Source organism: Lentzea cavernae (assembly GCF_014653695.1).
Classification (GTDB): domain Bacteria; phylum Actinomycetota; class Actinomycetes; order Mycobacteriales; family Pseudonocardiaceae; genus Lentzea; species Lentzea cavernae.
The window spans coordinates 605,660-626,813 of the sequence record NZ_BNAR01000005.1 but is presented as its reverse complement, the minus strand read 5'-3'; the positions used below and the strand labels follow the sequence as shown (position 1 = coordinate 626,813).

The 21,154-nt window shown below is 70.4% G+C and carries 22 protein-coding genes; 15 read left to right on the top strand and 7 right to left on the bottom strand.

The window, feature by feature from the left end; translation table 11 throughout:
* The first annotated feature begins 30 nt into the window (after positions 1-30).
* The 11 genes from IE307_RS20120 to IE307_RS20070 all read left to right on the top strand — a co-directional run bounded on the left by IE307_RS20120 (position 31) and on the right by IE307_RS20070 (position 10,971).
* Positions 31-909, top strand: a complete 879-nt coding sequence (locus IE307_RS20120) for a LysR family transcriptional regulator (protein WP_229904897.1) — start codon at positions 31-33, stop codon at positions 907-909.
* A gap of 184 nt (positions 910-1,093) precedes the next feature.
* Positions 1,094-1,828: a GntR family transcriptional regulator gene (locus IE307_RS20115; protein ID WP_229904896.1), complete on the top strand. Its 735-nt coding sequence runs from the start codon at positions 1,094-1,096 to the stop codon at positions 1,826-1,828.
* Positions 1,829-1,869: 41 nt separating this feature from the next.
* Complete coding sequence (locus IE307_RS20110) at positions 1,870-2,097, top strand: 4Fe-4S dicluster domain-containing protein (RefSeq protein ID WP_191299662.1); 228 nt, start codon at positions 1,870-1,872, stop codon at positions 2,095-2,097.
* 11 nt (positions 2,098-2,108) lie between these two features.
* Positions 2,109-3,416: an ABC transporter substrate-binding protein gene (locus IE307_RS20105; protein WP_191299660.1), complete on the top strand. Its 1,308-nt coding sequence runs from the start codon at positions 2,109-2,111 to the stop codon at positions 3,414-3,416.
* Entirely contained in the window at positions 3,416-4,180 is a 765-nt protein-coding gene (locus IE307_RS20100; protein WP_191299658.1) for an ABC transporter permease, read from the top strand. The genes IE307_RS20105 and IE307_RS20100 overlap by 1 nt, the downstream gene beginning before the upstream one ends.
* A complete protein-coding gene (locus IE307_RS20095; RefSeq protein ID WP_191299656.1) occupies positions 4,177-4,833 on the top strand; it encodes an ABC transporter ATP-binding protein in 657 nt (218 codons plus the stop codon). Before IE307_RS20100 ends, IE307_RS20095 begins: the two co-directional genes overlap by 4 nt.
* Complete coding sequence (locus IE307_RS20090) at positions 4,830-7,412, top strand: fumarate reductase/succinate dehydrogenase flavoprotein subunit (protein ID WP_191299654.1); 2,583 nt, start codon at positions 4,830-4,832, stop codon at positions 7,410-7,412. The genes IE307_RS20095 and IE307_RS20090 overlap by 4 nt, the downstream gene beginning before the upstream one ends.
* A gap of 39 nt (positions 7,413-7,451) precedes the next feature.
* A complete protein-coding gene (locus IE307_RS20085) occupies positions 7,452-8,579 on the top strand; it encodes a sensor histidine kinase (protein ID WP_191299652.1) in 1,128 nt (375 codons plus the stop codon).
* Entirely contained in the window at positions 8,576-9,274 is a 699-nt protein-coding gene (locus IE307_RS20080) for a response regulator (protein WP_191299649.1), read from the top strand. Before IE307_RS20085 ends, IE307_RS20080 begins: the two co-directional genes overlap by 4 nt.
* Before the next feature lie 54 nt (positions 9,275-9,328).
* Positions 9,329-9,988: a DUF2306 domain-containing protein gene (locus IE307_RS20075; protein WP_191299647.1), complete on the top strand. Its 660-nt coding sequence runs from the start codon at positions 9,329-9,331 to the stop codon at positions 9,986-9,988.
* A complete protein-coding gene (locus tag IE307_RS20070; protein ID WP_191299645.1) occupies positions 9,985-10,971 on the top strand; it encodes an NAD(P)-dependent alcohol dehydrogenase in 987 nt (328 codons plus the stop codon). Before IE307_RS20075 ends, IE307_RS20070 begins: the two co-directional genes overlap by 4 nt.
* Here IE307_RS20070 and IE307_RS20065 read toward each other — a convergent pair.
* Both IE307_RS20065 and IE307_RS47445 read right to left on the bottom strand, forming a co-directional pair.
* Positions 10,961-11,104, bottom strand: a complete 144-nt coding sequence (locus IE307_RS20065) for a hypothetical protein (protein WP_191299643.1) — start codon at positions 11,102-11,104, stop codon at positions 10,961-10,963. The genes IE307_RS20070 and IE307_RS20065 overlap by 11 nt on opposite strands.
* Before the next feature lie 351 nt (positions 11,105-11,455).
* Entirely contained in the window at positions 11,456-11,620 is a 165-nt protein-coding gene (locus tag IE307_RS47445; protein ID WP_308436375.1) for a hypothetical protein, read from the bottom strand.
* Between IE307_RS47445 and IE307_RS47440 the strand changes: the two genes are divergently transcribed.
* Positions 11,592-12,002 (top strand): VldE C-terminal domain-containing protein, encoded by a 411-nt coding sequence (locus IE307_RS47440; RefSeq protein WP_505744279.1) that lies wholly within the window; start codon positions 11,592-11,594, stop codon positions 12,000-12,002. The genes IE307_RS47445 and IE307_RS47440 overlap by 29 nt on opposite strands.
* A gap of 6 nt (positions 12,003-12,008) precedes the next feature.
* Here IE307_RS47440 and IE307_RS20055 read toward each other — a convergent pair whose 3' ends face one another.
* The 4 genes from IE307_RS20055 to IE307_RS20040 all read right to left on the bottom strand — a co-directional run bounded on the left by IE307_RS20055 (position 12,009) and on the right by IE307_RS20040 (position 14,973).
* Positions 12,009-12,935 (bottom strand): PDR/VanB family oxidoreductase, encoded by a 927-nt coding sequence (locus tag IE307_RS20055; RefSeq protein WP_229904895.1) that lies wholly within the window; start codon positions 12,933-12,935, stop codon positions 12,009-12,011.
* Positions 12,932-13,090, bottom strand: coding sequence for a hypothetical protein (locus tag IE307_RS20050; RefSeq protein ID WP_191299637.1), 159 nt, complete (start codon positions 13,088-13,090; stop codon positions 12,932-12,934). The genes IE307_RS20055 and IE307_RS20050 overlap by 4 nt, the downstream gene beginning before the upstream one ends.
* On the bottom strand, positions 13,087-14,121 hold the full coding sequence (locus IE307_RS20045; RefSeq protein WP_191299635.1) for a Rieske 2Fe-2S domain-containing protein: 1,035 nt from the start codon (positions 14,119-14,121) through the stop codon (positions 13,087-13,089). The genes IE307_RS20050 and IE307_RS20045 overlap by 4 nt, the downstream gene beginning before the upstream one ends.
* A gap of 84 nt (positions 14,122-14,205) precedes the next feature.
* On the bottom strand, positions 14,206-14,973 hold the full coding sequence (locus tag IE307_RS20040) for an IclR family transcriptional regulator (protein WP_191299633.1): 768 nt from the start codon (positions 14,971-14,973) through the stop codon (positions 14,206-14,208).
* Positions 14,974-15,121: 148 nt separating this feature from the next.
* Between IE307_RS20040 and IE307_RS20035 the strand changes: the two genes are divergently transcribed.
* Positions 15,122-16,243, top strand: a complete 1,122-nt coding sequence (locus IE307_RS20035) for a GH12 family glycosyl hydrolase domain-containing protein (RefSeq protein ID WP_191299631.1) — start codon at positions 15,122-15,124, stop codon at positions 16,241-16,243.
* An 11-nt stretch (positions 16,244-16,254) separates the two neighbouring features.
* Here the strand turns inward: IE307_RS20035 and IE307_RS20030 are convergent, their stop codons facing one another.
* Entirely contained in the window at positions 16,255-18,564 is a 2,310-nt protein-coding gene (locus tag IE307_RS20030; protein WP_191299629.1) for a beta-L-arabinofuranosidase domain-containing protein, read from the bottom strand.
* Between the two features lie 425 nt (positions 18,565-18,989).
* Between IE307_RS20030 and IE307_RS20025 the strand changes: the two genes are divergently transcribed.
* Together IE307_RS20025 and IE307_RS20020 are read left to right on the top strand one after the other, a co-directional pair.
* Complete coding sequence (locus IE307_RS20025) at positions 18,990-20,018, top strand: S1 family peptidase (protein ID WP_191299627.1); 1,029 nt, start codon at positions 18,990-18,992, stop codon at positions 20,016-20,018.
* A gap of 46 nt (positions 20,019-20,064) precedes the next feature.
* Positions 20,065-21,048, top strand: a complete 984-nt coding sequence (locus tag IE307_RS20020; RefSeq protein WP_191299625.1) for a hypothetical protein — start codon at positions 20,065-20,067, stop codon at positions 21,046-21,048.
* The last annotated feature ends 106 nt before the right edge of the window (positions 21,049-21,154 follow it).

Here is a 21,154-nt window from a genome sequence, read left to right as displayed (position 1 = left end):
CCATGAGCGGCGTTCATGGATAGTGGAGTCGTGGACCTGAGTCCGTCTGAGCTGCGCCTGCTGATCGCCGTCGAGAACACCGGGAGCTTCACCGCGGCCGGCCGGGAGGTCGGGCTCTCGCAGTCCGCGGTGTCGCACGCCGTCCGGGAGTCCGAACGCCGGGTCGGAGCGGTGCTGTTCGACCGCGGACGCCGCGGCGCCACGCCGACCCCGGCCGGGGAACGGGCACTCGTGCACGCCCGGCAGATCCTGCGCCAGCTGGAACTGCTGCGCGTCGAGGCGCGGGGAGCGGCGTCGGGTTCGGTCACCGGAACGGTGCGCGTCGCGGCCTTCCGCACCGCCGCGGCACACCTGCTGCCACCCGTGCTCGACCGGCTCACCACCCGCTTTCCCGGCCTCCGCCCGCAGGTGCTCGTCGTGCCGGAACTGGGGCGCGGCACGGCGGGTGAGGTGGCGGACGGCCGCGCGGATCTCGCGATCGCCACCCTCGACGACAACGCGGAGCTCCCCGGCCTGCGGCACGGTGACCTGTTCACCGAGCCCTACCTGCTCGTGCACCCCGCGAACCACCCCGACCCGCGCGGCCTGCCGCTGCTCGACTGGCCGGAGAACTGCTCCTCCTACACCCGGCGCTGGTGGCGCACCCAGGACTGGCTGCCGCCGCGCAGGCTGGACGTGACCGACGACAGCGTCGTGCTGTCCATGGTGGCGCAGGGCATCGGCATCGCGATCCTGCCGCGGCTGACCGTGCTCACCCCGCCGCCGGGCGTCACCGTCGTCGACCTCGGTCCCGGCCGCCCGACGCGCAGGCTCGTCCACGTGACCACCGGTGCCGCCAGGTACTCCCTCGCCGTGCGGGAGCTGATCCGCGAGCTCCGCGCGGGCGCCGCGGTCAGCGAACGCGACTGACGCCGGTCTCGTCAGGGAGGTGGACTCCGTGCTATACCTCGTATTCCGAGGTATCAGCCCGTTTTCCGCGGTTCCACATGATGGACTGGCGTAGCGGGAGTCTTTTGCCTGCTCGCCGCGCTGACCAGGCGGCGTAACACAGGCGTAACAAACTGATCGTCTCGTGCCGTCCATGCTGTGGGCCATGAGCAGCAGCCCGCGACCAGCGCGGCGGTTGCGCGCCGACCGGGCGCGTCAGGCCGCCGACGTCATCCGCCAGCAGGTGGTGCGCCGTGCCTTTCCGGACGGTGTCCTGCCCGACGAACGGTTCCTCGCCGCCGAGTTCTCGGTGTCCCGCAACAGCATTCGCGAGGCGCTGGACCTCCTGCGCGAGGAGGGGCTCGTCGAGCGCGTGCCCGGCGTCGGCACGGTGGTCATGGCGGACAAGGTCGAGCACGGGCTGAACCAGTTGATGGGCCTTGCGGAAACCCTGCACGAACAGGGAGAAGTCACCAACGACGTGCGTGCGGCCAGCGTCATCCGCGCGCCTTCGTCGGTGGCACAACGACTCCGGCTCCCGCTCGACTCCGCAGTGGTCTACGTGGAACGGTTGCGGCGGCTCAACGGACTGCCGTTGTCGCTCGACCTGACCTACCTCGCCCTGGACGTCGGGGAGCGGTTGCTCGAGGAAGACCTCGTCAACCGCGACATCTTCTCGCTGATCGAGCAGACCTCCGGGCAACGGCTCGGCACCGCGGCGGTGACGCTCGAGGCGGTGAACGCCGACCTGCACTCGGCGACCGTGCTGGAGGTGCCGCGCGGGTCGGCGCTGATGGTCGTGGAACGGCTCAGCCACTTCGCGGACGGCCGGCCGGTCGACCTCGAGTTCATCCGCATGCGCGGCGACCGACTGACCATGCGCGCTGAAATCTGTCGTTAGCAAAACCTCATATCTCCCACCACATTTCCTGGAGTTGAGTCATGGCTCTGGTCAACAACCGTGCCGACGTACCGGTCACCATCAACGAGTCCAAATGCATCGACGGCTGCCGGCTGTGCGTTGACATGTGCCCGCTCGACTCGCTGTCGATCAACCCGGAGACCGGCAAGGCCCACATGCACGTCGACGAGTGCTGGTACTGCGGACCGTGCGCCGCTCGCTGCCCCACGGGCGCCGTGACCATCAACATGCCCTACCTGCTGCGGTGAAGGGAAAAACGATGAAGCGCGCCTTGCTCGCGTCAGTTCTCCTGGTCGCCGCCTGCGGTACGGGCGAGGCCGCGTCCGGCGACGAGGTACCCGTGGTCGTCGGGTACCAGTCGAAGACCATCAACACCGTTACCGCGGGAACGTTGCTGCGGGACAAGGGCTTCTTCGAGCAACGGCTCGCCGAGCTCGGCAAGAAGACCGGCAAGGCGTACAAGGTGACGTGGCAGGACTACGACACCGGTGCGCCGATCACCGCCCAGATGATCGCCGGCAAGATCGACATCGGGTCCATGGGCGACTACCCCCTGCTGATCAACGGGTCGCGCACCCAGAAGCAGGGCGACCAGGGCACCCGGATGGTCGCGGTCACCGGGTACAACGCCCGCGGTGCGCTGAACATGGTCGTGGTGCCGCCGAGTTCGCGGGCCAGGACGCTGGCGGACCTCAACGGGCAGAAGGTGTCCGCGAGCGTGGGCTCGGCCGGGCACGGCACGCTGGTGCGTGCGCTCGGGGACACCAAGGTGACGGTGGAGAACCAGCAACCGTCGGTGGGTGCCTCGGCGCTGCAGTCGGGCAACGTCTCCGCGCTGGCGCAGTTCGTGGCGTGGCCGGGGCAGCTGGTGTTCGCCAAGCAGGCCAAGCTGCTCTACGACGGCGCGGCGCTGAACCTGCCGACGCTGCACGGCACGGTCGTGCGCAACCCGTTCGCCCAGCAGCAGCCCGAGGTGCTGCGGGAGTTCCTGCGGGCCCAGCTCGACGCGACGAAGTTCCTGCACGCGCAACCCCTGCAGGCCGCGGAGATCGTCGCGAAGGCCACCGGCCTGCCGGTCGAGGTCGTGTACCTCTACAACGGGCCGAACGGCATCGCGACCTTCGACCTGTCGCTGAAGAGCGTGTTGCGCAAGGCCTTGAAGGACGACGTGCCGTTCCTGAAGTCGATCGGCAACATCGACGAGCTCGACGTGGACCGGTTCATCGACGACAAGCCGTTGCGCGACGTGCTGGAGCCGACCGAGGACCTGACGAACCCCGCGTCGCTGGGCGGTGACCCGAAGACGGCGAGCGAGGTGTGGTTCGACGGAGCCGCGCCGGAGCCGGTGGCGTCACCGGCCGCGTTGCTGAAGCTCGTGCGCGACAGCGGGAAGAAGCTGCGGGTCGCGTACGTACCCGATGCGGAGACGGGCACGCGGTGGTTCGCCGAGCAGGCGCACTGGGTGCGGTCCGGCGCCGACCTGCTGCCGTTCACGACGGAGGCGGCCGCGGCGAAACGCGGTGCGGTGCTGACGTTCCAGCAGGCCCTCGACTCGGTGGAGCGGTGATGCGCTGGGTGTTGCGGATCGGGTCGCTGGCCGTCGTCCTGGTGCTGTGGCAGCTCCTGACGGCCTCCGACACGCGGGCCTGGCTGCGGTTCGACCAGCTGCCGACGGTCGTCGAGGTCGTCGAGCGGTTCGCGGTGCAGATCGGCGTGGCCGAGTTCTACCACGACCTGGGCGCGAGCCTCGGGCGGATCATGGCGGGGTTCCTGCTGGCCGCGGTGCTGGGAGTGGCGCTCGGGGTGGTGATCGCCCGGTCGCGGTGGCTGGGCGACCTGCTGCGGCCGCCGCTCGAGGTGGTGCGGCCGATCCCGGCGATCGCGCTGGTGCCGATCGCGATCCTGCTGTTCCCGACCGACGAGCAGGGCATCGTCTTCATCACGTTCGTCGCGGCGTTCTTCCCGATCCTGGTGTCCACTCGGCACGCCGTGCGCGCGCTGCCGACGATCTGGGAGGACGCGGTGCGGACGATGGGCGCGAGCACCCGGCAGGTGCTGTTCCGCGTCGTGCTGCCGGGCACGCTGCCCGGTGTCTTCGGCGGGCTGTCGGTGGGCATGGGCGTGGCGTGGATCTGCGTGATCTCGGCCGAGATGATCTCCGGCCAGTTCGGCGTCGGGTACCGCACCTGGCAGGCCTACACCGTCGTCGACTACCCCGGCGTGATCGTCGGCATGGTCACGATCGGAGGGCTCGGCTACCTCACGTCCGCCGCGGTCGAACTGCTCGGTCGCCGGGTCACCCGGTGGTTGCCCCGGGAGGCACTGAGATGAGCCTGCACGTCCGTTCGCTGACCGTCGGCTACGGCCGCTCCACCGTGCTGTCCGACTTCTCCCTCGACGTCGGCCCCGGCGAGTTCGTCGTGGTGGCAGGGCCTTCCGGCTGCGGCAAGTCCACCCTGCTGCGCGCGGTCGCCGGGCTCGTCCCGTTCGCCGGGTCGATCACCGTGGCCGGTCAGGCGGTGCGCGGGCCGTCCCGGGACCGCGCGCTCGTCTTCCAGGACGACGGATTGCTGCCTTGGCGCACGGCGGTGCGCAACGTCGAACTTCCCCTTGCGCTGCAGGGGGTTCCGCGCACCCAACGCCGGGCGCGGGCGCTGGAGTGGCTGGGCCGGGTCGGTCTGACGGGGTTCGAGGACTACCTGCCGCGCGAGCTGTCCGGCGGCATGCGCCAACGGGTCCAGCTCGCCAGGACGTTGGCGCAGCAGCCGTCCGTCGTGTTGATGGACGAGCCGTTCGGCGCTCTCGACGCGCAGACCCGCGCGTCGATGCAGGACCTGGTGACCGAGGTGCTCGACGGCACCACCACTCTGTTCGTCACGCACGACGTCGACGAGGCCGTGCTGCTGGGCGATCGCGTGGTCGTCCTCGGCACGGGCGAGGTCGAACGCCGGCGGGACGCGATCCTCGCGGCGGTGAAGGCATGACCATCGAACTGTCCTGCGACGTCCTGGTGATCGGCGGCGGCACGGCCGGCTCGATGGCCGCCATCACCGCCGCCGAGGCGGGCCGTGACGTGCTGCTGCTGGAAAAGGCCCACGTACGGCACTCCGGCGCGCTCGCGATGGGCATGGACGGCGTGAACAACGCCGTCATCCCGGGCAAGGCGAAGCCCGAGGACTACGTCGCGGAGATCACCCGCGCCAACGACGGGATCGTGAACCAGAAGACCGTCATGCAGACCGCGACCCGCGGCTTCGACATGGTGCAGCGCCTCGAACGCTACGGCGTGAAGTTCGAGAAGGACTCGTTCGGCGAGTACCACGTCCGCCAGGTGCACCGGTCGGGCAGCTACGTCCTGCCGATGCCGGAAGGCAAGGACGTCAAGAAGGTCCTGTACCGCGTCATGCGCGAACGGCGCCTGCGGGAACGGCTGCGCATCGAGAACCGCGTGATGCCCGTCCGCGTGCTGGTGCAGGACGGCCGTGCGGTCGGCGCGGCGGGCTTCCACACCAGGACCGGCGAGTTCGTGACGGTCTCGGCGGGCGCGGTGATCCTCGCGACCGGTGCCTCCGGGCGTCTCGGCCTGCCCGCCTCGGGGTATCTCTACGGCACGTACGAGAACCCGACGAACGCGGGGGACGGCTACTCGATGGCCTACCACGCGGGCGCCGAGCTGTCGGGCATCGAGTGCTTCCAGATCAACCCGCTGATCAAGGACTACAACGGGCCCGCGTGCGCCTACGTCGGCAACCCGTTCGGCGCCTACCAGGTCAACTCGCTGGGGGAGCGGTTCGTCGACTGCGACTACTGGTCTGGGCAGATGATGGCCGAGGTCGCCGCCGAGATCGCCTCCGACCGGGGCCCGATCTACCTCAAGACCACACACCTGCCCGAGGAGTCGATCTCGGCCCTGGAAGGCATCCTGCACTCCACGGAACGGCCCTCGCGCGGAACGTTCCACAGTGGACGCGGGCACGACTACCGCACGCACGACATCGAGATGCACATCTCGGAGATCGGCCTGTGCGGAGGTCACTCCGCGTCCGGGGTGTGGGTCGACGAGAACGGCCGCACCACCGTGCCCGGCCTGTACGCGGCCGGAGACCTCGCCTGCGTGCCGCACAACTACATGATCGGCGCGTTCGTGTTCGGCGACCTCGCCGGAGCGCACGCCTCCGCGCACTTCGAACGGCCGGCGGCACTCCCGGCCGACCAGGTCGCCGAGGCGCACGAGCTGATCTACCGGCACTCGCGGCAGCCCGACGGCCCGCCGCAGCCGCAGGTCGAGTACAAGCTGCGCCGGTTCGTCAACGACTACGTGGCGCCGCCCAAGAGCGAGACGAAGCTGTCCCTGGCGCTGGAGGCGTTCAGCAGGATGGAGGCCGAGATCGCGGCGATGGGTGCCCGGTCCCCGCACGAACTGATGCGCTGCGTCGAGGTCTCGTTCATCCGCGACTGCGCCGAGATGGCGGCCGCGTCGTCGCTGATGCGCGACGAGTCGCGGTGGGGCCTCTACCACTCGCGCGTCGACCTGCCCGAACGCGACGACGAGCGCTGGTTCCACCACCTCAACCTGCGCAAGAACGCCGACGGCGCGATGGAGTTCATCAAACGCCCGGTCGCGCCCTACCTCGTGCCGGTCGAAGGCGTGCCGCACCGCACCGGCGTGGAGGAGTTCCTCGGCGTGCGGTCGGTGAACGTGGCGTCCGAGGTCGCGCAGGTGGCCGACGACGAGGCCGTGGTCGAGTCGGCACGGGTGCTGGAGGTGGTGGCGCTGGCCGACTCGCAGCCGGCGCTCGCGGACCTGGAGCCCTACCTCACCGATCCGGATCCCGTGGTGCGCCGGGCGGCGGTGTCGGCGCTGACCGAGGCCGTGCCGCGGGGATTCGAGTTCGCTCTGGTCAGGGCCATGGCGGACGTCGAGACCCGTGCCGTCGCCGCGGCGGGCCTGCGCGAGCTGGTCGAGGTCGTGCCGGCCTCGGAGGAGCTGCGGGAGGTGCTGGAGCTCTCGCCCGCGCGGGCGATCGCGCTGGAAGTGCTGTGGGCGTTGAAGCTGGGCACCGCGCCGATCTACGCGGCCGGCCTGACCGACGACGACCTGGAGGTCCGGCAGGCGGCCGTGCGCGGTCTCGTGGCCCTGCGGGAGGACGGGCTTCTGGCCACCGCGGCGAACGACCCGTCCCGGGAACTGCGGGTGCAGGTGGCGAAGGGGATCACGGACGTGTCCGTCCTCGTCGCCCTGACCGCCGACCCCGACCCGCTGGTCCGCGCCGCCGCGCTCGAAGCCGCCGAACGGGTCGGGCGCCCGGCACCGTTGAGCGGCCTGGCGGCCGAGCTGCTCGGCGATCCCGCGTGGGAGGTGCGGGTGGGCGTCGCGAAGGCGCTCACCGATCCCGGCCTCGTGACCGGGCTGGCGCGCGATCCGAACCTGGACGTCAGGAAGGCGGCGGTGCGCGCGCTGGCGCGTTGGGCGGACGACCCGTCCGTGGCGCTGGCGCTCAAGCGGGCCACGGACGACACCGACGCGGACGTGCGTGCCTATGCGAGGCGGGCGTTGGGCTGATCCGGCCGCCGCCGGTGCACGCTCTCGTACGATGACGCGGTGTTCGCCCTTGTGCGGTCGGTGTGGGACGAGCCGCGGCCGGTGCGTGCGGCGGCCCGGCTGTGGTGGGACTGGGCGCTGGTCGCCGTCCTGCTGGTGGGCGCCGTGCTCGAAACGGCGCTGCGACCGGACCTGAGCTGGCGGGCCGGCTCGCTCGTCCTCGTCGCGGTGCTGGCGCCGCTGCTGCTGGTGCGCCGGAGCAGGCCGTTGCTCGCGGTCGTGTGCGCGTTCGGGATCGCGGCGGTGGCCTCGCTGGTGTTCGGGGGCGAGCCTGACCTCACCGTGCTGGTGTTCATGGTGTTGTTCCCGTTCTCCCTGTTCCGGTGGGGGTCGGGGCGGGAGTGGGCGATCGGGCTGGCGGTCGTGCTCGGCAAGGTCGGCTCGTCCGCGGCACTCGGGTACGTCGACCCCGGCGACGCGGTGGCCGGCTGCGCCGTGCTGGGGACGGCCTGTGCGATCGGTGCCGCGGTGCGGTACCGGGGGCGGGCTCGGGCGCGGGAGCTCGAGCAGGTCAAGTCGCTCGAACGCGAGCGGCTGGCGAGAGACCTGCACGACACGGTGGCCCACCACGTGTCGGCGATGGCGATCCGGGCCCAGGCCGGGCTCGCGACGGCGGCGCACCGGCCGGAGGCGGCCACCGAGGCGCTGGAGCTGATCGAGTCGGAGGCCTCGCGGGCGCTCGCCGAGATGCGCACGATGGTGCGGGCGTTGCGGCAGGACGACTCCGCGGACCGGGCTCCCAGCCCGACGGTCGCGGACATCGCGCTGCTCGCGAGCGCGGGCAGGCCCGGTCCGGAGGTGGACGTGCTGATCGACGGTGCCGCGGGCGACCTGCCCCAGTCGGTGGGGACCGCCCTCTACCGGCTCAGCCAGGAGTCGGTCACCAACGCCCGCAGGCACGCGCGGCACGCCACCCGCATCGAGGTGCGGGTCACCGTGGGCGAGAGGTCGGCGCACCTGCGGGTCAGCGACGACGGGGAGACCGGCGGCACCCGCGCCCCGCAGGGGCACGGGCTCATCGGCATGAAGGAGCGCGCGACCTTGCTCGGCGGCACCTGTGAGGCAGGCCCGGACGCGCGGGGCTGGACCGTGACCGCCGTGCTGCCGCTGAACGGTGCCGCGCGATGAGCGTCCGGGTGGTCGTCGCCGACGACCAGGAGATCGTCCGCACCGGCCTGTCGATGATCCTCGACGTCCAGCCGGGCATCGAGGTCGTCGGGGAGGCCCCCGACGGGCGGCAGGCCGTGGAGCTGGCCCGGCGGCTGAGGCCGGACGTGTGCCTGTTCGACATCCGGATGCCCGGGATCGACGGCATCGAGGCCACCCGGCTGCTGGCCGGGCCCGGTGTCACCGAGCCGCTCGCGGTCGTCGTGATCACCACGTTCGACCTCGACGAGTACGTCTACGCGGCGTTGCGCGCGGGCGCCAAGGGGTTCCTGCTCAAGGACGCCGGCCCCGCGCTGCTCGCCCAGGCGGTCCACGCCGCAGCGGCCGGTGACGCCCTGATCGCGCCCAGCGTCACCGCCCGGCTGCTGGACGCGTTCGCCGACATCGGCCCGGCGGGCCCCGCACAACAGCCGGTCGACCCGCTCACCGAACGGGAGGAGCAGGTCCTCGCCGCTGTGGCCGGCGGGCGCACCAACAGCGAGGTCGCACAGGAGCTCCACATCACGCTCAGCACCGTGAAGTCGCACATCGCGAGCCTGATGGCCAAGATCGGGGCGAGGAACCGGGTCGAGGTCGCCATCTGGGCCTACGAGACCAGGCGGGTCCGGCGGTCAGCCGGAAGTACTACGCGCGCGTCCGACCATCGGCCAGGATGATCGCGGCCCCCGGACCGATGAGCTGACCCCGCCCCGCGCGCCACGATCTGGTGCATGAACTCCAGGTACGACAAGCTCCTCCCGGTCGCGATCATCCTGTTCAGCGCCGTCCCGGTGCTCGGCGGCGCACTGCGGCTGACCGAGCTCGGCGCGGGCGCGGAGATCACGCCGGACAACGCGCGGTTCTTCGCCTCGCCCGTGCCCGTGGTCGTGCACGCCGTCACCGTCAGCGTCTACAGCCTGCTCGGGGCCTTCCAGTTCGCACCGGGCCTTCGCCGTCGCAGACCGGGATGGCATCGGCTCGCGGGCCGCGTGCTGGTCCTCTGTGGACTGGTGGGTGCGCTGTCCGGTCTGTGGATGACCGCCTTCTACCCGAAACCGGCTGACGTGGGCGCGTTCCTCACCGGCGTCCGGCTGGTGTTCGGCACGGCCTGGGCGGTGTTCCTCGTACTGGGGTTCCTCGCCATCCGCCGGCGGGACGTCGCCGGGCACCGCGCGTGGATGGTCAGGGCGTTCGCGATCGGACTCGGCGCCGGCACGCAGGCCGTGCTGCTGGGGTCGTGGATCGCCGCCACCGGCCCGCTCGACCAGCTCTCCAAGGCGTTGCTGATGCTCGCCGCCTGGGTGGTCAACCTCGCCGTGGCGGAGTGGATCATCCGGAAACCGCACCGCACCACCACCCGCACCGCACTCGCACGAGGAGGAACCCGATGAAGGCGATCGTCCAGGACCGGTACGGCTCACCGGACGCACTGGAGTTCCGCGACGTGGAACCACCGACGGCCTCGGGCGGCGAGATCCTCGTGCGGGTGCGCGCGGCCGCGGTGAACGCGTACGACTGGCACGTCATGCGCGGAGATCCCCACCTGGCCAGGCTCACCGGCATCGGGTTCCGGCGGCCCAGGGCGAAGATCCGCGGCCGCGACTTCGCGGGCACCGTCGAGGCGGTGGGCGGGGACGTGCGGCGCTTCCGGCCCGGCGACGAGGTGTTCGGCGACCTCGGCACCGCCGACGGCGCGTTCGCGGAGTACGTGTCGGTGCCGGAAGAGCTGGTGGAGAGCAAGCCGGCCGGCCTGACCTTCGAGCAGGCCGCCGCGATCCCGCTGGCCGGCCAGACCGCGCTGAAAGGCCTGCGCGACGTCGGAAAGCTCCGCCAGGGCCAGCACGTCCTGATCAACGGCGCGTCCGGCGGCGTCGGAACGTTCGCCGTGCAGATCGCGAAGTCCCTGGGCGCCACCGTGACCGGCGTCTGCCGCACGAGGAACGCCGACCTGGTGAAGTCGCTCGGCGCCGACCACGTCATCGACTACAGGACGAACGACTTCACCACGACCGGACGGCGCCACGACCTCGTCTTCGACCTGGTAGGCAACCACTCGCTGACCGCCCTGCGCCGCGCGGTCACACCGGGCGGGACGATCGTGCTGTCCGGCGGGGGAGTGTTCGACGGCGGCAGCCTCCTCGGCCCGATGCGCCTGATGATCGGCGCGAAGCTGCGCGCCCCGTTCGTCCGCGACGAGCTGTTCGTGCTGACCACGGCAGCCGGCCGCGACCACCTCACGGCCCTGCGGCACCTCGCCGAGACGGGTGGCCTCACCCCGGTCATCGACCGCACCTTCACGCTGGCCGAGACACGCGACGCCCTGCGGTACGTCGAGACCGAGCACGCTCGCGCGAAGGTCGTCATCACGGTGTGAGGTCGGGGAGCTTCGTCGCCCGGCGCAGCGGATCCTGGGGGGGCAGGTCGTACTGCCGCACCGAGCTCGCCAGCAGGTGGCTCATGCCGGGCGGACGCGGCGGATCCTCCGCGACCGCGCGGGCCGGGATCACGGCGTTGTTCAGGCCGCACTGGAGCGTTGCAGACCCTCGCCGGTGAGGATTCGATGTCCGATTTCCATCGGTTTCTGATCTGTCGGACCGTCCACCACCTGGGACTGTGACGTCGTGTAGCGACGCGCTCACCAGGGGAATTGTGAGCATGAACACTAGGCTGTGATGTCGTCGTGCTCATTTCGTAACATGGCGGGCCGTGTGAACCTGCCCCGTCCCCAACGCAAGGTGTTCCCGAATGCCGGGCCGACATAGAACAGATCAAAAACCCAGCCGGAAGCTGCCCATCGCAGTTGCCGCCACCCTCTCCGCGGGCCTGGTCGTGACCTTCTGGGTCGTCCGCGGAACCGATCAGCCGGTCGACCCGACCGGAGCCGCCGCCAACCTGGCCGCCACGTCGAGCTCCGCCAGCCAGAGCACTCCCGCCACGTCCTCGACCACCGTGCCGCCGTCCTCATCGGCCCCGGTGACCACCACGCCGCCTCCGGTGACCACGACGACACCGGAGACCACCACGCCTCCTCCGCCTCCACCTCCGCCGCCCTGTCCGACCACCCTGGACGGCGTCAAGCCGCACGTGGCTCAGGTCGGGCACCACATCGCCGGCAAGTTCGGCGTCGACGACATCGGCGGCGCGGCCGGCCGCGGCGGCTCCGGCGAGCACCCCCTCGGACTGGCGCTGGACTTCATGGTCGACACCGCCACCGGCAACCAGCTGGCGGAGTACGTGCTGGCCAACCGCAAGGCGTTCGGCGTCACCTACGTGATCTGGCGCCAGCGCTACAACGACGGCAGCGGCTTCACGCCCATGGAGGACCGCGGTAGCCCCACGGCCAACCACATGGACCACGTGCACGTGTCGTTCCAGGCGGGTGCGAAGGTCAACGTCGTCTGCTGACCTGCCTCACAGGTCGAGCACCAGACGTGTCGAACGCGATCGCGAGACGCAGACCATCATCACGTCACCGCACTCCTGTTCCTCATCGGTGAGAACGGAGTCGCGGTGGTCCGGGGTGCCGTTCAGGACGGTCGTCTCGCAGGTGCCGCACGTGCCTTCCCGGCACGACCACAGCACGGACACGCGTTGTTCCTCGAGCACGTCGAGCACGGACTTCCCGGAGGGGACCCGCAGAACGGCGCCCGTCCGCGCCAGCTCGACCTCGAACTCAGCGGAATTCGGCGGTGCGACGGTTCTTGGCGAGAACCGTTCGACGTGCAGGGCACCCCGGGGCCACGCCGCGCACTGCTGTTCGACGGCGAGCAGCAGGGACTCCGGGCCGCAGCAGTACACCGCGGTGCCCGGTGCGGGGTCGCCCAGCGACGCCTCCAGGTCCAGCTGCCCGTACTCGTCCTGCGGGCGGATCTCGACGTTGGCCCGCTGCTCCAGCGTCGTGCGGAACGCCATCGAGGACCGCGTCCTGCCGCCGTAGACCAGGCGCCAGTCGCGTCCCGCCGCCTCGGCCCAGGCGACCATCGGCAGGATCGGCGTGATCCCGATCCCTCCCGCGACGAACAGGTAGCGCCGCGCCTCGACGAGCTCGAAGTGGTTGCGCGGGTCGCCCACCTCGACGAGCTGCCCCTCGGCCAGCACGTCGTGCAGGTGCCGCGATCCGCCCCGTCCCTCCGGCGCGCGCAGCACGGCCACCTGGTAGGCCGAGGTGTCCGCCGGATCGCCGCACAGCGAGTACTGGCGGACGAGACCGTCGCCCAGCACCAGGTCGACGTGCGCGCCGGGAGTCCACGCGGGCAGCGGGCTGTCGTCCGGGTCCCTCAACGTGAGCAGCACGACGCCGTCGGCGACCGGTTCCTTCTTGTCCAGCACCAGTTTCACGGCGTGTGGCCCTCCGGGTGGGCGAGCAGCCACTCCCACAGCTCGACCGGGTCCTCGAACTCGCGCTCGGCGGCGCAGTGGCACGTCGCGTGCAGCCGGTCGGTGCCCGGTACCCAGTGGATGCGGAACACCCGGCGACCGGTGGTCGTCTTCACGACTTCTCGCACAGCCGGCCCAGCACCCGGCGCGCGGCGAGCCCACCGGTGTCGATGTTGATGGACAGCTCCTGGAAGCCCTCCGGCTCGGCCGCGATGACCTTCTCCAGGACGTTCAACGCCTCGACGTCCTGCAGCACGACGGTGCGGTTGCTCTCCGCGAGGAAGGCGGAGACCTCCTCGTCGCCGAGAGCGAAGTCCCTCGCCACGGCCCAGAAGTCGTGCGTCGAGGTCTCGGTCTCCGGTGTGATCGCGTAGACGACCTCGACGTGGAACGCGTCGGGGTCGGTTCCGTCGGCGCGGGGGACCGAGCCGACCGGGGCGATGCGGCTGTGCAGCGTGTACAGGCACGGCGGCATGTACTCGATGTCCTGCCAGCGTGCGATCCTGCCCTGCAGACCCGTCGACTTGGAGTAGAACGGCGGGCATTCCGCGTCGTCCATGCGGCGGGACACGGAGATGACGCCGGCGTCCTCGTCCACCGAGGTGTTGATCGGGGTCGACGCGACCTCGGGCGTCCCGATGTACCCGCCGTGCAGGTAGGTCTCGTGCGAGAGGTCCAGCAGGTTGTCGACGAGCAGGCCGTACCTGGCACCCAACGGTTCCATGCCGCAGACGGTCGTGTAGCCGGGGTCGACGAGCCACGGCGCGCGAGGGATCCGCGAGGCGTCGGCGTTCGCCGGGTCGCCGATGAACACCCACACGAACGAGTCCTGCTCCACGACCGGGTAGGGCAGCAGTCGTGCGGTGCGGGGAATCCGGGCCTGGCCGGGCACGGCCACGCACTTGCCGCCGGAGTCGTAGGTGAAACCGTGGTAGCCGCAGACCACCTGGTCGTCGACCAGCCGCGACGGGGGCTGGGACAGCGGGAACCGGCGGTGGACGCAGCGGTCGGGCATGGCCGTCACCGAGCCGTCGCGCGTGCGCCAGAACAGGATCGGCTCGCCGCAGACGGTGCGGGTGAACAGGTCGTGCGCGATCTCGGAGCCGTAGGCGGCGACGTACCACTGGTCGCGCGGGAACCAGGACATCAGCACTCCTTCTCGTGGTGGGAGAGGCACAGATTGGCCGAAATCACCAACGGAGCCGAAGCGCCTTTCCAGAAAATGGAAGGGTCACGCCATGAGGGCGCGGGAGATCGCCTGGGCGCAGGTGCGCACCAGGCCGGCGAGCCCGTGCGGGGTGGTGCTGCCGTGCCGCACGACCAGCGACACCGCCGCGACGACCTCGCCGTTGCCGCCGCGGATCGGCGCGCCGACGGACAGCGCGTCCATCGTGACCTGGCGGTCGCTGATCGAGTAGCCGTTCGTGCGGACGTCCGCGAGCATCCTGCGCAGCTGGGCGGGATCGGTGACGGTCATCGGGGTGTGGTGCTCGATCGGTCCGTTGAGGACGTCCTCCTGCACCTCCGCCGAGGCGTGCGCGAGCAGGACCAGGCCGACGCCGGTGGAGGTGAGGGCCCACCGGCCGCCGACGCGGGTGCGCACCCGCACCGACCTCAACCCGGCGATCCGTTCGACGAAGACGACCTCCGTGCCCTCCCGGACCGCGAGCTGCACGTTCTCCCTGGTGATCTGGCTGAGGTCCTCCAGGTAGGGCAGCGCGGTCTCGCGCAGACCCGGTCCGCGCGGCGCGAGCGAGCCGAGCTCCCACAACCGCAGGCCGACCTGGTAGAGCCCGTCGTCGTCGCGTTCGACGGCGCCCCAGGCGCCCAGTTCCTGCAGCAACCGGTGGGCGGTCGACAGCGGCAGGTCCGCGCGGCGGGCGAGGTCGCTCAGCGTCAGCACCCGGTGCTCCGCGTCGAACGCGTCGAGCAACTGCAGCGCGCGGCCGATCACAGGCCCGGTGGGCCCTTTCGGCCGGCCGCGCCTCGGGTCGTTCATCGCGTCATCTTCCACTGTGGACCACGGCCGTGACCAGGGTGGACACCGGTCCGTTCGCGCCGGGCGGACAGGTCGCCCGCGAACCGCGGTGAACGCCGCCGACGGCGAAGGCGTATCCCTCCACAGGGCCACCGACCTAGGAGCACGGATGAACCCCGCCGCTCAGATCGCCTTCCGCGTCGCCGTCGCGTTCGTGGCGCTCGGACTCGGAGGAGCGTCGATCGCCGCGATCGTCGGCCTGGTCCTGTCCCGCACCGGACCGTCGACAGGTGTCTCGCTGTGCGCGGGAAACGCCGTCGCACCGGCCGGCGGCCGCGACTACCTGGGCCAGAACAACGTGTGGGGCGCCGGGACACCCCAGTGCGTCACCGTGGGGGACCAGTCGTTGCGGATCGACAGCGCCGAGCACGACGTTCCGCCGCAGGGTGCTCCCGCCGCCACGCCGTCGCTGGTCAGGGGATGCCACTGGCAGGAGTGCACGGACGTCGGCGACCTGCCGGTGCAGGTGTCGGCGATGCCCCGCGTCACCAGCGACTGGGTCAGCAGCCAGGTCGACACCGGCGTGTTCAACGCCGCCTACGTCGTGTGGTTCCACAGCGGACCCGTCGCCGAGGGCACACCGGACGGCGCCGAGCTCGTGATCTGGCTCCGCAGCCGCGGCGGTGTCCGCCCCGGTGGGGTGCTGCTCGCCCGCGAGGTGCCTATCTCCGACGCGCGGTGGAACGTCTGGCTGGCCCGCGACCAGGGCCGCGTGCGGATCACCTACGAACGCGTCGGCGAGGTCACGGCCGTGAAGGGCCTGGACATCAGCGCGTTCACCCAGGACTCCGTCGGCCGCGGCCAGGTCTCGCCGGACTGGTACCTCGTCGCGGTCGAGGCCGGTTTCAACCTGTGGCGAGGAGGCGCGGGCAACGCCATCGAGGACTTCTCCGTGTCCGTGGACGCGCAGGCGCCCAGGAAGGCGATCGGAACTCCTGTTCCCGCAGCGTGTTTCGCCGCGCTGACCGTGGACGAGACCTGGACGGGAGGGTTCCGCGCGGTCGTGGAGGTGGCCAACGTGGGGACCTCGCCGGTCGGGGGCTGGGTTCTGGACTGGACGTTCCCCGACGGTCAGCGGGTCGAGGAGTCGGCGGTGGTGCGGGTGACCCAGTCCGGTTTCTCCGTTTACGTGACAGGCGGCGCGCTCGAACCGGGCGCGTCCACCACCTTCGACCTCGTCGGCAGCGGTGTCGCGCCCGGCATCGTGTCGATCACCTGCACCCCTGTGTGAGCGCTCCGTCCTCAGTTCGCGACGAGTCGCCACCGGTTGTCCGCCGTGCCGTTGTCGGAGTCCTGCACGACCTGCGCTCCCGCACTGCCGGAGCCGTTGAGGATGCCGAGCAGCTTGCCGCTGTGGGCGTTGCGGACCTTGTACGTGCCGTCCCCGTTGGCGATCAGGGTCCACCGGTGGTCGGCCGTGCCGTTGTCCGACCACTGCAGGACACGCGCGTTGTCCGCGGTGGACATGTTCTCGACGCCCAGCACCTTGCCGCTGTGGACGTTGCGGAACCGCACGTCGGAACCGTCGGTGATCAGCTGCCAGTTGTGGTCGGCGGTCCCGCTGTCGTGCCACTGCACGGCGAGCCCACCGTCCGATGTGGACATGTCCTGGACACCCAGCACCATGCCGGTACCCGCGTTCACCAACCGGTGGCTCGCCGTGGTGCCGGTGCTCCAGTAGACGGTGTAGTTGAAGCCGTGCGCGTCGTGGAACGGCCCGAGGTTCACCTGGGTTCCGTTCGCTCGCGCGGTGAACGCCAGTGACGACGAGCTGGTGCGGGTGACTGAAGCGACATCGAGAGCGGGCAACGCCGACAGGCTGGTGTTGCCGTAGTTGCCCGCCAGCACGGCCGGGCCGTAGGTGAGCGCGACGACGTTGGCGTTGTCGTTGGAGGGCTGCACGACCACGCGCATCGGCAGCCGGAGCGCCACCACGTCGCCGGGAGTCCACGACCTGGTCAGGGACGCGTAGGTGCCGGGCGTCGCGGCCACGTTCTGCGCGGTGCCGTTGACGCTGACGGTCGCGTTCTCGGTCCACGCCGGGATGCGCAGTCGCATGGTCCACGACCCGCCTGCGTTGCCGGTGACGGTCAGCGTCGTCGTGTCACCGGCCGGGTAGCTCGTGCTCTGGGTGACCGTGATGCCGCGGGACGACCAGGTCAGCACCGACGGCGTGTAGAGGTTCACCGTGAGCGTCGTGCCGTTGTGGAAGTAGACGGAGTCGGCGAGCTTGGTGTTCGTCTCGATCCCGGTGCCCTGACAGCACCAGAAGGTCCCGTAGTCGGTGCTCCAGTTCCCGCCGCCCCACGCCGGTCCGGTGTTGCCGCGCCGGTGGCCCGGGTTCAGTCCGGTGAAGTAGCAGATGTGGCCGTGCGGGTCCGCCGGGTTCTGCTGGCCGATCAGGTGGTTGAGCAGGGCGCGTTCGTAGTAGTCGAAGTAGGCGGCCTTGCCGGGGTCGGTCAGCCACAGTTCACGGGTCAGCTCGAGCATGTTGTAGGTGTTGCAGGCCTCGCACGTGTCGGTGTTCAGGTAGGCGGCGATGGCGTTGGGGGAGCGGAAGTGCTCGGCCTGGCTGTTGCCGCCGATCACGTAGGTGTGCGCGCCGACGGTGATGTTCCAGGCGTTGAGGGCGATGTCGCGGTACCGGGTCGTCCCGGTCGCCTTGTACTCCCGGGCCGCGCCGATCCACTTGGGCACCTGGGTGTTGGCGTGCAGGCCGTTCAGCCGGTCCTGGCCGCCGGCGAGCGGGTCGAACACCGCGGCGTGGTCGAACCGCTGGGCCGTCGTCAGCCAGCGCGAGTCGCCCGTCTGCTGGTAGAGGTCGGTGAGCACGGCGTTCATCCCGCCGAACTCGGTGCCCAGGACCCGCTGCATCGTGCTGTAGGACAACCGGGCCGTGCGCCAGTCCACCCACGCGGCGAACCGCAGGAGCACGTCGCGTGCCTGGGTGTTGCCGACGAGGCGCCAGACGTCCAGCAGCCCCGCGAGCGTCTTGTGCAGCGAGTAGTACGACACGGACTTGGGCGACCCGGCCTCCAGCGCGTCGAAGTCCGACTCCGGGAAGCCCGACAGGTACCCGGTGGTGAAACCGGCCGCCGAGTTGTTGGCCTGGCACTTGGCCAGTTCGGCCACCACGCGGTTCGCCTTGTCCCGGCACGTCGTGTCACCCAGCACCGCCCACGCCTGCGCCCAGGCGGTCAGGAAATGTCCTTGGCTGTGCGTGCGGAACGGGAAGTCCGGCGCCTCCCAGCCGCCCAGCGCCGCGGCGCCGCCGGTGGACAGCCGGTGGTTCGCGCGGAAGTTGTAGAGCAGCCGCTCGGTGTCGATGAACCGCAGGTACGACAACGTCCGGTTCTGGTTGTCCAGCCACCGGCCCGCTGTCAGCCGCACCTCGGAGAGGTCGAAGGGGAAAGCGGACACACCGATGTCACCGCGAACGGGAGGTGTCGAGGCCGCGTGCGCTGTTCGTGGCACCAGTGGCGGCACGGTGGTCGCGACGACGGCCACTCCGGCGGCGTTCAGGAAGCCACGCCGGCTCAACGATGAGGACATGAGGACGCTCCAGTTGCTCGGTCGACGACACCGGTGGCGGACGCGCTGCGAGCGAACCTAGCCACGACGTGGTGCTGCGGTCAACGGCTCTTGTTAGCGTTAACTCGGATCTGTCGAACATTCGACGATGGTGGATCTGCGGCGCGACAGGGACCTACTGTTAACGTTCACACTAGCCTTGCTGCCGTGGTTGGCGATCGCGGATGTCTTCGGATTTGTTCTGACAAGTGATGGGCGGCGATTCTCTTCCAATCAAGACGCTAATACTATTTCCATCCTTCGTATGTTGACGAGTTTCTCCTGGTGCGGTTTCGGGACAAATAAAAATTATCGTCTGGACCCTTTTCTCCGGAACGAGCACTCTGTCTGTCCGTACCTCAGGCGCGCCGCCCCGCCTTCCGTCACGGAACAGTCGAGGAGAATTGATGGGTCGCACCACCTCTCTCGCGCTGGCGTCGGTCGTAGCTCTGGCGGCCGGTCTCGTCGTGAGCGCGCCGATCGCGCAGGCCTCCGAACCCGGCCGGCTCGCCGACGCCCTGGCCGCCGGGCTCGGAGCCGCGAGTCCCGGGTCCTATGTGGACGACAGCGGCCGGCTCGTCGTCACGGTGACCGACGGTGCCGCGGCGAAGGCCGTGACCGCGGCCGGCGCCCGCGCCGAGGTCGTCGAGCACAGCGCCGCAGCGCTCGCCGCCAGCACCGGTGTACTGGACCGCACGGCGAGGATTCCCGGCACCTCCTGGGGAGTCGACCCGGCCACCAACCAGGTCGTGGTGTCCGCGGACGCGACGGTGACCGGGTCCGCGCTCGCCCGGCTGAGGTCGGTGGTCGGCGGTCTCGGCGAGACCGCGCGGCTGGAGCAGGTCGGCGGCTCGTTCCGGCCGGCGATCACGGGCGGGGACGCGATCCTCGGCGGCGGCGTGCGGTGCTCGCTCGGCTTCAACGTGAAGACGCCCGGCACCAGCACCGCCTACCTGCTGACCGCCGGCCACTGCGGCAACGCCACGTCCACGTGGAGCACCTCCGGCGGGCAGGTCATCGCGTCGCGGGTGGGGACCAGCTTCCCGGGCAACGACTACGCGCTCTTCCGCTACACCAGCGGTATCAGCAGGCCCGGCGAGGTCAACCTCTACAACGGCACCCGCCGCGACATCGCCCGCGCGGGCAACGCCGTGGTCGGGCAGACCGTCGGCCGCAGCGGCAGCACCACCGGGTTCCACCGCGGCAAGGTCACCGGCCTGAACGTCACCGTGAACTACGTCGACGGCACGACGGTGACCGGCATGATCGGGACGACGGTCTGCGTCCAGGGCGGCGACAGCGGGGGACCCCTGTTCGCCGACAACACCGCGCTCGGCCTGACCTCCGGCGGGAGCGGTGACTGCACCAGCGGCGGGCGGTCGTTCTACCAGCCCGTCACCGAAGCCCTCCAGGCCTACGGGGTCGCCGTCTACTGAACGGTCCGTCCACAAAGGAACTCACTCGGCGCTGAGGAGCATTCCCATGACACTGAACCGTCGCCGACTGCTGCTCGGCAGCGCGGCCCTGCTGGCCGGCACGGCGGGCACGGCCGTTCCCGCCGCCGCGGCACCGGCGGGCTTTCCGGACTACCGCTACAGCAGACTCGCACTGGTCAAGAGCAAGCTCCGCTACAACCCCACCGGCGAACTGATCTTCCCCACGATCCGGGGCACGAAGGACCGGATCGCGGGCGCGCGTGCCGCCTACTACCTCTACTACGCGCCGCACGACGCCCCCGGCGGCATCTGCCTGGCGTACGCGAACTCCCTCGACGAGGAGTTCACCGAACATCCCGGAAACCCGATCATCTCCCGGAGCTGGCCCGGCGAGTACAGCGTGTCGCACGTGTCGTCACCGCACGCGATGTGGAACGACGACGTCAAGCGCATGTACCTGTACTTCCACGGTGAGAACACCGTGACCCGCCTGGCCAGTTCCGCCGACGGCATCAACTTCACCTACGAGAAGGAAGTCCTGTCCACGCGGCTGCAGCCGGAGGGGACCACGGAGACCTCCTACGCCAGGGTGTTCCGCCACGACCTGACCTCGCGCGGCGCCCGGTACGTCATGGTGTTCATGCTCAACAACAGGACGAACCGGCGCGACATCGGCTGGGGCTGGTCGGCGAACGCCCGCGACTGGACGTTCTCGCAGACCCCGCTGATCCGCCACCAGGACGTGGGTGCGGTCAACGTCGGCGGGCCGCACCTGCTCTTCCGCAACAACAGCGTCTACGTCGTTTACAACACCGACATCGGCAGCGGCGGCAACATCCTCATCACCGAGGTCGGGCGGGACTTCACCCTGCGCAGGCACCTGGGCGTCTTCCACGACTCGCTGTCCGGGTCGCCGGACAACGGCAGGTCGGCCGCGCCGTCCTTCGGCACGTACCAGGGCCGCGAGTACATGATCTACGAGGCCGGTGACCGGCTGGCGGGCAACATCGCCATCGCGCGGGCCGTCTGACGGCAACGACGACGCGGCCGCCCTCCACGCAGAGGGCGGCCGCTTTTCGTTGAATCAATTGCTTCAGTGTTGACCGAATTGAACCGTCCGTCGATGTGCGCCGGTC